Here is a 14,182-nt window from a genome sequence, read left to right as displayed (position 1 = left end):
TTTTCCAGCGCGTTGTACTTCTGACGGACGGCCGGTCCGCCTCCCCCTCGGGGGAGGCGGGTCGGCCGTTCCGCTTTCTCCTCACTGGCAGTGCTCTTTCGGAGGTTGGCGGGTATGGGTCGGTTGTTCGGCACGGACGGCGTACGCGGGCGGGCAAACGCGGATCTCACCCCGGAATTGGCGCTGGCGCTCGCGGTGGCCGCCGCGCACACACTCGCCGAGACGGACCGCAGTCATCCGCCGCTCGCCGTCGTCGGTCGCGACACCCGCGCCAGCGGCGAGATGCTGGAGGCCGCCGTGGTCGCCGGGCTGACCAGCGCCGGTGCCAACGTGGTGCGGGTCGGCGTGCTGCCCACCCCGGCGGTGGCGTTCCTCACCGCGGAGGCCAAGGCCGACCTGGGTGTGATGCTCTCCGCGTCGCACAACCCGATGCCGGACAACGGCATCAAGCTCTTCGCCGCCGGCGGGCACAAGTTGCCCGACGAGATCGAGATGCAGATCGAGGCGGCCGTCGAGACGAACGCCACCACCGCCTGGGACCGGCCGATCGGTGCCGGCGTCGGCCGGGTGCACGACCTGCTCGACGGTGCCGACCACTACGTCCAGCACCTGGTGGGCACCGTTCCGCACCGGCTCGACGGGATCAAGGTCGTGGTCGACTGCGCCAACGGCGCCGCCGCCGAGGTCGCCCCCGTCGCCTACCGGGAGGCCGGCGCGGAGGTCATCGCCATCCACGCCGAGCCCGACGGGCTGAACATCAACGACGACTGTGGCTCCAACCACATCGAGGCGCTGCGCGCCGCCGTGGTCGAGCACGGCGCCCACCTGGGCATCGCCCACGACGGCGACGCCGACCGCTGCCTGGCGGTCACCGCCGACGGCGACGAGGTGGACGGCGACCAGGTCATGGCGATCATCGCGCTCGCCATGCGCGACGCCGGCACGCTCACCCAGGACACCCTGGTGGCCACCGTGATGAGCAACCTCGGGCTGCGGCTCGCGATGTCCGCGCAGGGCATCCGCCTGATCGAGACCAAGGTCGGTGACCGGTACGTGCTGGAGGAGCTGCGCGCCTCCGGGCTGGCGCTCGGCGGTGAGCAGAGCGGCCACATCGTGATGCCCGCGCACGCCACCACCGGCGACGGAGTGCTCACCGGCCTGCACCTGATGGCTCGGATGGCGGCCACCGGCCAGACTCTCGCCGAGTTGGCCTCGGTGGTCACCAAGCTGCCCCAGGTGCTGATCAACGTGCCGGTGGGTGACCGCACCGTCGGCGCTGCCGCGCCGGCCGTCCGCGCCGAGGTCGAGCGGGCCGAGGCGGAGCTGGGCGAGACCGGTCGGGTGCTGCTGCGCCCGTCGGGCACCGAACCGCTGGTCCGCGTGATGGTCGAGGCGGCCACCGAGGCGACCGCCCGTGAGGTCGCCGAGCGGATCGCCGAGCTGGTCCGTACCGCGAGCCCCGTCGCCTGAGACCACCTCGGGGCGGCGTCACAACCGCAGTCGGGCCGCCCGTTCGTACGTGTCGGCGGGGTCCTCGCCGTCGGTGAGGTCGATGTCCTCGGTGACGCGTCCGTCGGTCAGTCGGACCAGTCGGTCGCAGCGGGCAGCGATGGCCTGTTCGTGAGTGGCGAGCAGGATGGTCATGCCGTGCCGTTCACGGAGGTCGAGCAGCAGGTCGAGGATCTGCCCGCCGGTGGTGGAGTCGAGGTTGCCGGTGGGCTCGTCGGCCAGCAGCAGGCCCGGCGCCCCCATCAGGGCGCGGGCGATGGCGACCCGTTGCTGCTGGCCACCGGAGAGCTGCGCGGGCAGGGCCCGCTCCCGCCCGGCCAGGCCGACCGCGTCGAGCAACTCGCGGGCTCGGGTCGCGTGATCGGCCCGGCCCCGGCGGGGGAGGACCGGCGCGATCACGTTGTCCAGCACGGTGAGTGCGGGCAGCAGGTGGTAGCGCTGGAACACGAACCCGACCCGTTGCCGGTAGCGGGCCAGCGCGGCCCGACGCAGGTCGCTGACCACCACGTCGTCGACGGTCACGGTGCCCTCGTCGGGCTGCTCAATCGCGCCGATGAGATGCAGCAGCGTCGACTTGCCCGACCCGCTCGGCCCGGTCAACGCCACCACCGAGCCGGCCGCGACGGTCAGGGACACGTCGTCGACAGCGGTCAGCTGGTCCGCCCCGGCGCCGAATCGTCGGGTCAGGTGGTCGACCGAGATCGCGCTGCCGATCTGCTCGCTCATGACTGCTACTCCTCTGCCAGAAGTCGGGCGGGTCGTAGGCGCGGCAACAGGGCGGCGGGCACCAGCGCGGCGAAGGCGCTCACCAGCGTGCCCGCCAGCGCGACCAGTGCGGCCACCAGGATCAGCGCGCCGGGAAGGGCACCGATCAGCCAGCCCGCGCTGGCCAGGCCGACCGCCGCGCCGGCCGTCGAACCGACGAGCCCCAGCGCCAGCCCCTCGTAGCCGACCAGCCGGCCGAGTGCGGCGTCGGTCCAGCCGATCGCCCGCAGGGTGGCCAACTCGGCGGCCCGGTCGCGGATGTTCAGGTAGAGCACGTCCGCCACCGCGGCGGCACCGAGCAGCACGGTGGCCGCAGCGGCAACGGTGTCCGCGCCGCGAACGCTCAGCGAGACCACGTCGCCGAGCACGCTGCCGACGATCGCGCCCCGGAACGCCCACGCGGCGGCGGTGACCAGCGTCAGCGCGGCCACCCCGATGGCCAGCGCGCCGGCGCCGAGGAATGTGCGCCCGGGGGTGCGGGCCAGGTTCACCAGCGCCAACCCGAAGAGGGTGCGCGGCCGGCGTACCCAGCTGGCGGGAGCGACCATCGGGCGGAGGGCGGCGGCGGGGTGGGTGCGCGCGGCCCGCAGCGCCGGCACCAGGCCCGCAGCCACCGCGAGCAGCAGTGCCACGGGTACGGCCAGGGCCGACCGCCGCCAGTCGACGTCGATGCCGAGCGCCATCCCGAGCGGCACCGCGAGGGTCAGCGAGAGCAGACCGGCGATGAGCCCGAGCAGGGCGACCTCGCCCAGGATCAGCGCCGCGATGCGGCGGACCGGCCAGCCGAGACAGGAGAGCACCGCCAGTTCGGAGCGTCGGTCCCGGACGGCGGCGCTGACCGCGTTGCCGAGGAAGAGCACGCAGACCACCAGCACCAGCACGAAGAGCACCAGGCTCTTACGGTCCACCGCCTGGGTGATGACCGAGGCCACGCCGAGTGCCGACCAGTTCTCGGTGAGCCGCAGCATCGGCCGGCCGAACGAGCCGGCGGGCAGCTCCACGGTCTGCGGCGCGCCCGACGAGCCGAGGGTGATGTCCACGTCCAGACCGGTGCGCGCAGCGATCTGCTCGGCGACCAGTCGGACCCGCTCGGCCGACCGCTCGCTGTAGCCGCCCACGTCGGCCACCCGTACCCGGATCGCGCTGATCGGGGCCTTGGCCTGTGGCCCGCCGCCACCCTCCAGGATCTTCGGCACACTGCCGAGGTTGGTGAGCAGCAGCGGCGGCGCGGAGAGATAGCCGGCGGGGTTGCCGCTGGGCGCCAGCGGTTGACCGCCCAGCGCTGCCCGGCTGCGGTCGTCGGCACCCTCTGCCGTCGGCGCCTGGTAGGTCTCCAGCGGCAGTTGGCCGAGGTCACTGAACCCGGCCAGCCGGCCCGGGTCGAAGACACCGACAGCCCGCCAGAAACGGTTGGCGGTGTGCGCGCCCACGGGTAGCGGCAGCGCCCGTATCGACCGGAAACCGGTGTCGTCGGCGAGCCAGGGTCGGGGCAGCGGGTTGAACACCTCCAACTTGCCGTACACCTCGGGGTCGCCGGGCGGTTGCTGGCGGGCCCGCAGGCTGCCGTCGGGTAGCGGGTCGTACTGCACCTCGGCCGACTGCACGACCCGCTGAAGTTGGCCGTGGCAGCACCCGGCCATGGAGAGTTCCTCGGTGAGCATCGCCTGGTGCCCGGCGGTGAGGTCGTACCGACCGGATCCGGCGGGAGTCCCCCCGGGGCGGCTCAACGTCTTCTCCAGGTCGATCGCCTCCACCCCGGCGGGGCTGATCGCGAGCCGGGTGAACCTGGCCGCCAGCGATTCGTCGATGAAGGGTCGGCTGGTGACGAGGACCGGGACCTCGTGGTTGTCCGCCGAGCCCCGGCGGTTCACGGCGACCTTGTCGTCCGTGCGGATGGCTCGACCGGTGACCACGGCGTCGTCGAGCCCGACGAGCTGTTCCTCGGCCGCCGGGTCCACAGCGGCCAGGAGGAACGGCACTGTCAGGTCGTACGCCATCACCAGCCGGTCGGTGGGTGTGGCGGAGCCGTCCCGGTCCGTCGCGAGGACGTAGGCGTCGGCTTGGAACCGGCCGTCGGGCAGCAGTTGGACGGCGTGCAGGGACCAGTCCTCGCGCTCGGAGTAGGTGCCCGGGTTGCCCAGCAGCGCGTATCCCGGATCGCAGATGGGAAGGCTGCGCCCGTCCGGCTGTACCTCGCGGGGGACCGGCCCACAGGTGTCCGACCAGGGGTAGGACCGCCCATCGGAGTACGGCGCGGCGTCACTGGAGGTTTCCCAGTCGATCCGGGGGTAGATCAACGGCTTCGTGGTCACGTACACGTACCGGGGTTTGCCCGGCGCGCTGGAGAGACCACGTTCGGCGTGGAAGGTCGGGTCGACCCGGATGAGCTGCTGGTCCAGCGAGCGGTCGACGGCGCCGGTGAGGTCGAGCGGCGTCGGTAGCAGGGTGGTGGAATAGCCGAGCATCGCGATCGGAGCCGCCACCTCGACGCCGGGGACTGTGGTCACCTGCTCGTACTGCTGGGAGGTGATGCCGCCGAAGAGTCCGGAGAGATAGTTGGGGCGGATCAGCCCGCGCTCGGCTTCGAGCGGCGTGCGGGTTCCCTGGGGACGGACGAGAATTTCGTAGGCGACCTGGGTGTTGCGCTCGACCGTGCCGGTGACGTCCAGACGAGAGGTGGTGGTGGCGCCGGTCAGGACCACGAAGCCGGTGGTAGCCACCAGCACGCCGACCAGCAGCGCCACCGACCGCCCCGCACGGCCGCGCAGCTGTCTCCAGATGAAGCCGAGCATCGCGCCTCCCCGTGTGCTGACTCCCACTCTGCGCGATACATTGTGACAATGCAAGGCCCGTACCGGAGGTGACATGGCGATCCAGCACGCTGTCCTCGCCCTGCTCGCTGGTGGCCCGAGCCACGGCTACCAGCTCAAGGGCGCGTTCGAAGCCGCCGTCGGCCCGCAGTGGGGGCCGCTGAACATCGGCCACCTCTATCAGATACTCGACCGGCTCTCCCGGGACGAACTGGTCGTCGCCGAACGGCAGCCGCAGCCGATCAAGCCGGATCGGGTGGTCTACGAGATCACCCCGGCCGGCCGAGCGGAGTTGGCGCGGTGGCTGACGGAGCCGAGCCCGCGCAGCGGCGGATTCCGGGACGACTTCTTCCTCAAGGTCACCGCCGCCGCCCGGTCAGGCTCTGCGGCCACGGTTCGCTCGGTGCTGGGCAACCAGCGCGGGCACCTGCTGCGCGAGCTGCGCAATCTGGACGGCCTGCGGCGGGCCGCCGAGGACCCGGTGGTCGGGTTGCTGCTCACCGCGGCCAGCCGGCACGTGACAGCGGACCTGTCGTTCGTGGACGACGCCGAGTCGGTGCTGCTCGGTGACGAGGGTCAACTGCTCACCCGACTCGCGACGTCCACCGCGGATCAGTCGGCGACCGACCCGGGATCGACCGGCTCCGGGCAGGTCAGCGGCTCGGGCCCAGAGCGCGCAGCCGGGTGACCGCCTCGGTCAGCACCTCCGGGCGCTTGCAGAAGGCGAACCGGACCAGCCGCCGGCCCGCGTCGACGTCGTCGTAGAAGACCTGGGTGGGCACCGCCACCACACCGCAGCGCTCCGGCAACGAGCGGCAGAACTCCACCCCGTCCCGGCCGCCGAGGGCGGTGATGTCGGCGGTGACGAAGTACGTCCCCTCGGAGCCGAGCACCTCGAACCCGGCGTCGGTGAGACCACCGACGAGCTGGTCACGCCGCTGCTGGAGACCGTCCCGGAAGCCGGTGTAGTAGTCGTCCGGCAGGGCCAGCGCCACCGCCACCGCCGGTTGCAGCGGCGCCGCGTTGACATAGGTGAGGAACTGCTTCACCCGGAGCACCGCCGAGACCAGCGCCGCCGGGCCGCTCGCCCAGCCGACCTTCCACCCCGTGCAGGAGAACGTCTTGCCGGCCGACGAGATGCGCAGCGTCCGCTCCCGCATCCCCGGCAGGCTGGCCAGCGGCACGTGCGGGTTCGCCGCGTCGGTGAAGACCAGGTGCTCGTACACCTCGTCGGTGACCGCGTACGCGCCGAACTCCTGGCACAACTCGGCGACCTGCGCCAACTCGGCCGGGGTGAAGACCTTGCCGGTCGGATTGTGCGGCGAGTTCAGCAGCACCAGCCGGGTGCGCGGGCCGAACGCCGCACGCAGCGCCGCCGGGTCGAGGGCGTACCGGCCGTCGGCCGTGGGGCGCAGCGTCACTGGCCGGCGGACCGCGCCGGCCAGCGCGATCGAGGCGGCGTACGAGTCGTAGTACGGCTCGAAGCAGACCACCTCGTCGCCCGGTTCGCAGAGCGCGAGGATGCTCGCCGCGACCGCCTCGGTCGCGCCCGCCGTGATCACGATCTCGCTGTCCGGGTCGTACGCCAGGTCGTAGAACCGCCGCTGATGCGCCGCGACGGCCGCGCGCAGGGCGGGGATCCCCGGGCCGGGCGGGTACTGGTTCTGCCCGTTGCACAGCGCCTCGGCGGCGGCGGCCAGCATCTCCGGCGGGCCGTCGGTGTCGGGAAAGCCCTGGCCGAGGTTGACCGCGCCGGTGCGCACGGCGAGGGCGGACATCTCGGCGAAGATCGTCGTGCCGAACGGCCGCATCCGGGCCACCAGCGGGTCGACATCGGTGCTCGTCGTCACCTGCGCCAGCCTACGGCCATACCCGGCTCGGACCCCAGCCTCACTCGGGCCCGCAACTGGTCGACCAGTACCCCCGGGTCTTGTTGACGACCGGCTTGCCGGCGCCGGTGACCGTGACCGTGCAGTCGAGTGGTCTCTCACCTTCGTCGTCGGCCCATCTGGCCTCCACCAGCACCCTGGTCTTGCCGTTGGTGCGGATGGTGGTCCGCCAGGGCAGCTTCTGGCCGTCGACGTGGATGAGGTCACTCTCGGCGTCGAAGTACGCGAGGTCGACGACACCCGACCCGCTGAGCTCGTAGACCACCGTCACGGGTGCCGGTCCTGAGGTCGGTCGGGTGATCGGCTTCTTGCTGGGGGTGGGAGACGCGGTGGGCAACTGCGGCGCGGTGGGTCGCTCCGGGATGATCGGCCCAGTGGTGGGTTCCGTCCAGCCGTCGTCGTCGGGGACGACCCATGGCTCCTCGGCGATCGGGTCGGAGTTGGTCGGGTCGAGCCACAGGCCACCCACGCAGAGGCAGCCACACACGAGTAGGACGAGTGCCACGACGGCCGCGGCGACGATCCCGACGATCCGCCCGCTGCTCGTGGCCGGCTTGCCGGGGACCTGCGGATACCCGGGGTAGGCGTACGGCGGCGGATAGCCGGGTGGCGGATAGCCGGTGCCGGGCGGCGGATAGCCGGGCGGTGGCCAGCCAGCGGCCGGCGACTGCTGGTAGGGCATCGGCCACCCCGCTGGCGGTGGCGATCCGGCCGGCGGCGGGCCTGAGGCGTCGGGCGACCACGGGGGCGTCTGTGGGTCGGGCGTCCACGGCGTCGGGGACGGTTGTGGCGTCCACTGGGTGGCGGGCGGAGACGGCGCCCATGGCGCGGCCGGCGGGGGCGGTGACCAGGGGGCCTGCGGCGCCCACGGCTGGCCCGGAGCCAGCGGGTCGGGGGCCGGAAAGGGAGCCGAGGACGGCGGAGCCGTCGGATCCGGCGAGGGCGTGGGGGAGGCCGGGTCCGGAGCGGATGAGGGGGTCGGGTCGGGCGACGGCGCGTCGGACATGGCTGCTCCGGACAGGAGTGGGTATGGGACGAACGGGCCGTGGACGGGAGCGCCAAACCCGCCGAGAGACTGTCGCACCCGAAGGCGCGTCGCAACCCCGCCCTCCAGAGCGGGGCGTGAGCGCCTGTGACGCTCGTCCCGTTGTGGCCGCGCAGGCCCTGATCGCTCAGATTCCGTGATTGATAACCCGACTTTCGAGCAACCAGCATGAGTGAAACTGGGTTAGGCTGCGGGCCATGTGTGGAATCGTGGGATACGCGGGCGCGCGCCCCGCACTCGGCATCGTCCTCGACGGGCTGCGGCGGCTGGAATACCGTGGCTACGACTCGGCAGGCGTCGCGATCGTCTGCGCCGACCAGCTGCTGACCGAGAAAAAGGCCGGCAAGCTGGCCAACCTGGAGAAAGTGCTGTCCGAGCGGGCCGCCGACGACCCGACCTCCTGCGCGGCCAGCCCGATCGGCATCGGTGACGGCACCACCGGCATCGGGCACACCCGGTGGGCCACCCACGGCGGCCCGACCGACCGCAACGCCCACCCACACGTCGCCCCGGACGGGCGGGTCGCGGTGATCCACAACGGCATCATCGAGAACTTCGCCAAGCTCCGCGCCGAGCTGGAGGCCGACGGCGTCCAGTTCACCAGCGACACCGACACCGAGTGCGCCGCACACCTGCTCGCCGCCGCGCTGGCCGATCTGCGCGCCGCCGGACAGCCGGACAGCCCGCAACTGCTCGCCGCCGGCATGCGCGTGGTCTGCCAGCGGCTGGAGGGCGCGTTCACCCTGCTCGCGGTGGACGCCGCCGTGCCCGGTGCGGTCGTCGGCGCCCGGCGCAACTCGCCGCTGGTGGTCGGCCGGGGCGACGGGGAGAACTACCTGGCCAGCGACGTGGCCGCGTTCATCGAGCACACCCGGGAAGCGGTCGAGCTGGGCCAGGACCAGATCGTGCTGATCACCGGTGACAGCATCGAGATCACCGACTTCGAGGGCCAGCCCGCCGCCGGCAAGGACTTCCACATCGACTGGGACTCCTCGGCCGCGGAGAAGGGCGGCTACGACTGGTTCATGCTCAAGGAGATCGAGGAGCAGCCGCAGGCCATCGCCGACACGCTGCTGGGCCGGCTCACCGAGAGCGGTGAGATCGCCCTCGACGAGGTCCGCCTCAGCGACCAGGATCTGCGCGACGTCGACAAGATCTTCATCGTGGCCTGCGGCACGGCGTACCACGCCGGCATGGTCGCCAAGTACGCCATCGAGCACTGGACCCGGATCCCGTGCGAGGTGGAGCTGGCCAGCGAGTTCCGCTACCGCGACCCGGTGCTCGACCGGTCCACGCTGATCGTGGTCATCTCGCAGTCCGGCGAGACGATGGACACCTTGATGGCGCTGCGCCACGCCAAGGAGCAGAAGGCCCGGGTGCTGGCGATCTGCAACACCAACGGCTCGACCATCCCCCGCGAGTCGGACGCCGTGCTCTACACCCACGGTGGGCCGGAGATCGCCGTCGCCTCCACCAAGGCGTTCCTCACCCAGGTCGTCGCCTGCTACCTGATCGGCCTGCACCTGGCCCAGGTGCGCGGGATCAAGTTCGCCGACGAGGTGGGCGCTGTGGTCGCGCAGTTGCAGGAGATTCCCGGCAAGCTGCGTGAGCTGCTCGACCGGATCGAGCCCGTCCGCGAGCTGGCGCGGGACCTGAAGTCCGAGCCGACAGTGCTGTTCATCGGCCGGCACGTCGGCTACCCGGTGGCCCTGGAGGGCGCGCTGAAGCTCAAGGAGTTGGCGTACATGCACGCCGAGGGCTTCGCCGCCGGTGAGCTGAAGCACGGCCCGATCGCCCTGATCGACAAGGGCACCCCGGTGATCTGCGTGGTGCCCTCGCCTGTCGGCCGGGGCATGCTGCACGACAAGGTCGTCTCCAACATCCAGGAGGTCCGGGCGCGCGGCGCGCGGACCATCGTGATCGCGGAGGAGGGCGACGAGGCGGTCGTCCGGTACGCCGACCACCTGATCTACGTGCCGCGTACGCCCACCCTGCTGGCCCCGCTCGTCACCACGGTGCCGTTGCAGGTGCTCGCCGCCGAGATCGCCGCCGCCCGGGGGCACGACGTGGACCAGCCCCGCAACCTCGCCAAGTCGGTCACCGTCGAGTAGCCACCGCCCATGTCCGGAACCCCGGTCGCCGCACCTCGCGGCGGCCGGGGTTCCGTCATCACCGGCCCAGCACGACACGGGCCATCCCGTCCAGCGCCGGGTTTCCCGCCTCCCAGTAGCCGGTGTGCCCGCCGCGGCCGCTGGAGAACACCCGCCCGCCGAAGCCGGGATCGGCCGGGTCGTGACCGAACCACAGCTCGTGCCCCGTCCGGCCCGGCCAACCCAGAACGGCGGCGAGCGGTACCGCGCCGAACAGGGCCCGTCGGCCCAGCTCCTCCGGTGGCCGGGCCGCCCGGATCACGTCGTCGGGGGCGCTGCTCGCCCAGACCTCCCCGGCTGGCATGCCCAGCTCGGCGGCGTGCGACGCGCCGACACCGGGGGAGCCGACGAAGACCAGCGCGTCCGCAGCGAGCCCGTGCTCCCGGGCCGCCACCCCCACCACCAGCGACCCGTAGCTGTGCCCGAGCACGGTCTGCCGTGCCGGCGGCCCCTCGTGGCTGGCCCGCAGCCCCTCCTGGAAGCGGTGCAACGCCGGACCGGCGTCCCGGGCCTGACCCGCTGAGGCGGCCTCGGTCAGGAAATCCGGAGCGTCGTAGTCCAACCAGAGCACCGCCGCGCTGCGCTCACCCGGGGCGAGCGCGGCGCACCGCTCCAGCACCCGGGCCGCCCTGCCCAGCTCGCCGGGGGCGTCGTCCAGGCCGGCGGTCATCCCCGGCACGTAGGTCAACACCCGGTCGGCATGATCCGGGTCGCCGAGCGCCACCACCGCCCGGCCCTCCCCGGCCGGATCCAACCCGAGCAGGTACGCCCGCGGCGCGTCGCCGGCCGTCAACCGCTCGACCAGCGCGTCCAGGCCGGCCAACCGTCCGACCACCCCACGCAGCCGGATCGCTGCGAGCGGCCCCGGCGGCACCCGGGACAGCAGCCGTCGCCGCTCGGCCAGCAGCTCCCCACGCCAGACGTCGAGCCGTAACCGGTTGGCCTGGTCGCGGGCGGCCACCGGCAGCCCGTCCAACCGGCCGACCAGGGCCGGCTCACGCGCGATCAGCCACCGTCGCTGCGCCGGGGTCAACCCGGACCACCAGGCGCTGACCAGCGCGGGCGCGGCGTCGAGGGCCGGTCGACCGGGCGGGGGCGGGGACGCCCAACCGGTGCCGGCGGCTCTGGCCAGGTCATCCAACCGGTCGGCGGCGGCCCGGTCCGCGGCTGCTGCCCCGTCGAGCGCGGCCCGCAGGGCCGCGGCCACCCCAGCCGCGGCGACCCCGGCCCGCTCGGTGGGCCGAAACCGGGCGGGATCGACCCGCACCCCACCCGAGCGGTCCACCAGCAGGCCGGCCGCATCGGCCTGGGCGACCGCCTGGGAGAGCCGCGCCTTCGCCACCGCCAGCCCACCGGCCAATTCGGCCAGCACCTGGTCGACCTCGATCAGCGCCGGTGCGATCGAGGCCAGCTCGTCACGCAGACCGCTGAGGCGAGTGTCCGCCGCCGTGGCTGCCGCACCCGACCAACCGCCCCGCAACCGCCCGGTCGCCGTGCGAAGCTCGCCGAGGCTCCGATCGAGTGGACCGGCCAACCCCGCCCACGCCGCCCCAGCGACCCGCCACCCACCGGGATCGACAGCCCACAGCTGTCGATAACCGACGCTGCTCACCGGGGTAGGGAGGCGAACCGGCCGGCGGCCCGGTCGTCCACCGTCTCGTACGCCTCGGCCGACGCCCGGACCCCGCCGGAGGTCGCCGCGACCCGTGCACCCAGCCGGCAGAACCAGGCGTGCCCCGCCGCCTCCAACCCGGCCAGCGCCGCGCCCGTTCGCCACTCGGGGGCCGCCACCACCAGCCCGGGCAACCCCGCGAGGCCCAACGCCAACCGGCGCGCCTCGTCGTCGAGCAGGACGGCGACCGCCCGCAACTCCTCCGGCTGGACGGCGAACGGCTCGTCGGTCATGACCACACCCCCATGGACGATCGGCATCGACGCGCTGACGCTAGGCACGTACCGGAGGTCGCGCGGTGCCCTGTGGACAGCCGACGTCGAGGCGTACCCCGGGGTGTCCACAGGCGTTGCCCAGCGCGAGCCCGACGGCTAATCTGCGGCCTCGACCGCCGGTAGGGTGGTGTGGTGATCGTCGCTGTCGGCATCGACGTCGTCCTGGTCGACCGGTTCGCCCGGGCCCTGGCACGGACGCCGCTGCTCGCCGACCGGCTCTTCACCGAGGCCGAGCGGCACACCCGCTCCGGCAGCCCGCGCTCGCCCGAGTCGCTCGCCGCCCGGTTCGCCGCCAAGGAGGCGGTGGCCAAGGCGCTCGGCGCCCCGGCGGGCCTCAGCTGGCACGACTGCGAGATCGTGCCCGACCCGGATGGCCGCCCCTGGCTGGCCGTCTCCGGCACGGTCGCGGCGGTGGCCGACGCACGCGGGGTCAACCACTGGCATCTCTCGTTGTCGCACGACGGCGGGATCGCCTCGGCGATGGTGGTCGCGGAACGATGACGTCGGCCGGGAGGGCCGGTCAGGTCCGCCCGCGAACGGAATGGGACACGGTGGCATGAGAGCGGTGTGGCGGGTGGCCGACGTACGGGCGGCCGAGGCGGGGTTGATGGGCACGCTGCCGGAGGGGACGCTGATGCAGCGGGCCGCCGCCGGCCTGGCCCGCCGCGCCGCGCTCCTGCTCGCCGAGCGGGGCGGCGTCTACGGAGGCCGGGTGCTGCTGCTGGTCGGCTCCGGCGACAACGGCGGCGACGCGCTGTACGCGGGGGAGCGGTTGGCCCGCCGAGGTGTCCAGGTGTCCGCCCTGCTGCTCACCCCCGGGCGGGCGCACGCCGCCGGCCTGGCCGCGCTGCGAGCCGCTGGCGGCCGGGTCGTGCCGGAACCGGCCGGCCCGGTCGACCTGGTCCTCGACGGCATCGTCGGCATCGGTGGCACCGGCGGGCTGCGGGCCAACGCGGACGACGTGGTCCAGCGCCTCGGCGAGCTGCGCGGACGCGACGGGGAACGGGCCACCGTGCTGGCGGTGGACGTGCCCAGCGGGGTCGCGGTCGACACCGGCCACGTGCCGCTGTCCGCGTCCGGCCGGCCCACCGCTGTCCGCGCCGACGTGACGGTGGCCTTCGGCGCGCTGAAGCCCGCCCTGTTGGTCGGGCCGGCCGCCGCGATGGCCGGGCACGTCGAGCTGGTCGACATCGGGCTGCGGCCGTGGCTGCGCGGCACCCCGGCGCTGCGGGTCACCGAGTGGTCCGACCTGGTCGACTGGTGGCCCCAGCTGGGCCCGGCGTCGGAGAAGTACACCCGGGGCGTGGTGGGGGTGGCGACCGGCTCGGCGACCTACCCCGGTGCGGCGGTGCTCTCCGTGGGCGGCGCCCTGGCCGGGCCGACCGGCCTGGTCCGCTACGCCGGCAGCGCCCGCGCCGAGGTGCTGCACCAGCACCCGTCGGTGATCGCCAGCGGGCGGGTCGCCGACGCGGGCCGGGTGCAGGCCTGGGTCTGCGGCTCCGGGCTGGGCACCGGCGCCGACGCGGCGGCCGAGCTGCGCGCCGTACTGGCCGCCCCGGTGCCGGTGGTGCTCGACGCCGACGCCCTGACCCTGCTGGTGGACGGCTCGCTCGCCGACCGGCTGCGGGGTCGGGACGCGCCCATCGTGGTCACCCCGCACGACCGGGAGTTCACCCGTCTCTGCGGGGAGGAGCCGGGCGCCGACCGGGTCGGCGCCGCGCTGCGGCTGGCCGCCTGGATGAACGCGGTGGTGCTGCTCAAGGGCGATCGCACGGTGATCGGCACGCCGGACGGTCGGGCGTACGTCAACCCGACCGGCACCCCGGCGCTGGCCACCGGCGGCACCGGCGACGTGTTGGCCGGGCTGCTCGGCTCGCTGCTGGCGGCCGGGGTACCCGCCGATCGGGCCGCCGCCTCCGCCGCGTACCTGCACGGGCTCGCCGGGCGGGAGGCGGCCCGGAGTGGGCCGGTGACCGCGCCCGACGTGGCGACCGCGCTGCGTCCGGTGCTGGCCCGGCTGGGCTGAACGGGGCGGTTCCGGGTGCGGTGACCGGATCGCCGCGTCGC

General features: G+C 73.6%; 11 protein-coding genes. 5 read left to right on the top strand and 6 right to left on the bottom strand.

Translation table 11 applies throughout. The annotated features are described in order from the left end of the window. The first annotated feature begins 114 nt into the window (after nt 1-114). Nucleotides 115-1,470 carry a phosphoglucosamine mutase gene (glmM, locus tag ACFYP0_RS23615; protein ID WP_355502051.1) on the top strand — a complete coding sequence of 452 codons (1,356 nt, stop codon included), beginning with the start codon at nt 115-117 and terminating at the stop codon, nt 1,468-1,470. Nucleotides 1,471-1,488: 18 nt separating this feature from the next. Here glmM and ACFYP0_RS23610 read toward each other — a convergent pair whose 3' ends face one another. Both ACFYP0_RS23610 and ACFYP0_RS23605 read right to left on the bottom strand, forming a co-directional pair. Then, nucleotides 1,489-2,235 (bottom strand): ABC transporter ATP-binding protein, encoded by a 747-nt coding sequence (locus tag ACFYP0_RS23610; protein ID WP_356976393.1) that lies wholly within the window; start codon nt 2,233-2,235, stop codon nt 1,489-1,491. A gap of 5 nt (nt 2,236-2,240) precedes the next feature. Then, nucleotides 2,241-5,066, bottom strand: coding sequence for an ABC transporter permease (locus ACFYP0_RS23605; protein ID WP_356976395.1), 2,826 nt, complete (start codon nt 5,064-5,066; stop codon nt 2,241-2,243). Nucleotides 5,067-5,139: 73 nt separating this feature from the next. On the opposite strand from ACFYP0_RS23605, the gene ACFYP0_RS23600 reads away from it, so the two are divergent. Next, complete coding sequence (locus ACFYP0_RS23600; protein WP_356976397.1) at nt 5,140-5,772, top strand: PadR family transcriptional regulator; 633 nt, start codon at nt 5,140-5,142, stop codon at nt 5,770-5,772. Here the strand turns inward: ACFYP0_RS23600 and ACFYP0_RS23595 are convergent. Then, a complete protein-coding gene (locus ACFYP0_RS23595) occupies nt 5,738-6,895 on the bottom strand; it encodes a pyridoxal phosphate-dependent aminotransferase (protein ID WP_356976599.1) in 1,158 nt (385 codons plus the stop codon). The two genes, ACFYP0_RS23600 and ACFYP0_RS23595, sit on opposite strands and share 35 nt — an antisense overlap. A 79-nt stretch (nt 6,896-6,974) precedes the next feature. Beyond that, nucleotides 6,975-7,655, bottom strand: a complete 681-nt coding sequence (locus ACFYP0_RS23590) for an MmpS family transport accessory protein (protein WP_356976399.1) — start codon at nt 7,653-7,655, stop codon at nt 6,975-6,977. A gap of 560 nt (nt 7,656-8,215) precedes the next feature. Between ACFYP0_RS23590 and glmS the strand changes: the two genes are divergently transcribed. Continuing rightward, the gene (gene glmS, locus ACFYP0_RS23585) at nt 8,216-10,129 is read left to right on the top strand and encodes a glutamine--fructose-6-phosphate transaminase (isomerizing) (protein ID WP_091402308.1); all 1,914 of its coding nucleotides are present in this window, start codon (nt 8,216-8,218) and stop codon (nt 10,127-10,129) included. A gap of 58 nt (nt 10,130-10,187) precedes the next feature. On the opposite strand, the gene ACFYP0_RS23580 is transcribed toward glmS, so the two are convergent. After that, complete coding sequence (locus tag ACFYP0_RS23580) at nt 10,188-11,780, bottom strand: alpha/beta hydrolase (protein WP_386997586.1); 1,593 nt, start codon at nt 11,778-11,780, stop codon at nt 10,188-10,190. After that, a complete protein-coding gene (locus ACFYP0_RS23575) occupies nt 11,777-12,073 on the bottom strand; it encodes a hypothetical protein (RefSeq protein ID WP_355502034.1) in 297 nt (98 codons plus the stop codon). The genes ACFYP0_RS23580 and ACFYP0_RS23575 overlap by 4 nt, the downstream gene beginning before the upstream one ends. 174 nt (nt 12,074-12,247) lie before the next feature. Between ACFYP0_RS23575 and ACFYP0_RS23570 the strand changes: the two genes are divergently transcribed. Both ACFYP0_RS23570 and ACFYP0_RS23565 read left to right on the top strand, forming a co-directional pair. Next, nucleotides 12,248-12,616, top strand: coding sequence for a holo-ACP synthase (locus ACFYP0_RS23570; RefSeq protein WP_124860243.1), 369 nt, complete (start codon nt 12,248-12,250; stop codon nt 12,614-12,616). A gap of 55 nt (nt 12,617-12,671) precedes the next feature. Beyond that, a complete protein-coding gene (locus tag ACFYP0_RS23565) occupies nt 12,672-14,141 on the top strand; it encodes an NAD(P)H-hydrate dehydratase (RefSeq protein ID WP_355502031.1) in 1,470 nt (489 codons plus the stop codon). The last annotated feature ends 41 nt before the right edge of the window (nt 14,142-14,182 follow it).

The organism is Micromonospora arida (genome assembly GCF_042873195.1).
Lineage (GTDB): Bacteria > Actinomycetota > Actinomycetes > Mycobacteriales > Micromonosporaceae > Micromonospora > Micromonospora arida.
Note: the sequence above shows the minus strand (reverse complement) of the source record. Positions and strands in the feature narration are given on the sequence as shown.

Bases quoted from the DNA above. Each gene is read 5' to 3' on its own strand.
- glmM (WP_355502051.1), top strand. From the start codon at position 115: ATGGGTCGGTTGTTCGGCACGGACGGCGTACGCGGGCGGGCAAACGCG.
- ACFYP0_RS23610 (WP_356976393.1), bottom strand. From the start codon at position 2,235: ATGAGCGAGCAGATCGGCAGCGCGATCTCGGTCGACCACCTGACCCGA.
- ACFYP0_RS23605 (WP_356976395.1), bottom strand. From the start codon at position 5,066: ATGCTCGGCTTCATCTGGAGACAGCTGCGCGGCCGTGCGGGGCGGTCG.
- ACFYP0_RS23600 (WP_356976397.1), top strand. From the start codon at position 5,140: ATGGCGATCCAGCACGCTGTCCTCGCCCTGCTCGCTGGTGGCCCGAGC.
- ACFYP0_RS23595 (WP_356976599.1), bottom strand. From the start codon at position 6,895: ATGCGGCCGTTCGGCACGACGATCTTCGCCGAGATGTCCGCCCTCGCC.
- ACFYP0_RS23590 (WP_356976399.1), bottom strand. From the start codon at position 7,655: ATGCCCTACCAGCAGTCGCCGGCCGCTGGCTGGCCACCGCCCGGCTAT.
- glmS (WP_091402308.1), top strand. From the start codon at position 8,216: ATGTGTGGAATCGTGGGATACGCGGGCGCGCGCCCCGCACTCGGCATC.
- ACFYP0_RS23575 (WP_355502034.1), bottom strand. From the start codon at position 12,073: ATGACCGACGAGCCGTTCGCCGTCCAGCCGGAGGAGTTGCGGGCGGTC.
- ACFYP0_RS23565 (WP_355502031.1), top strand. From the start codon at position 12,672: ATGAGAGCGGTGTGGCGGGTGGCCGACGTACGGGCGGCCGAGGCGGGG.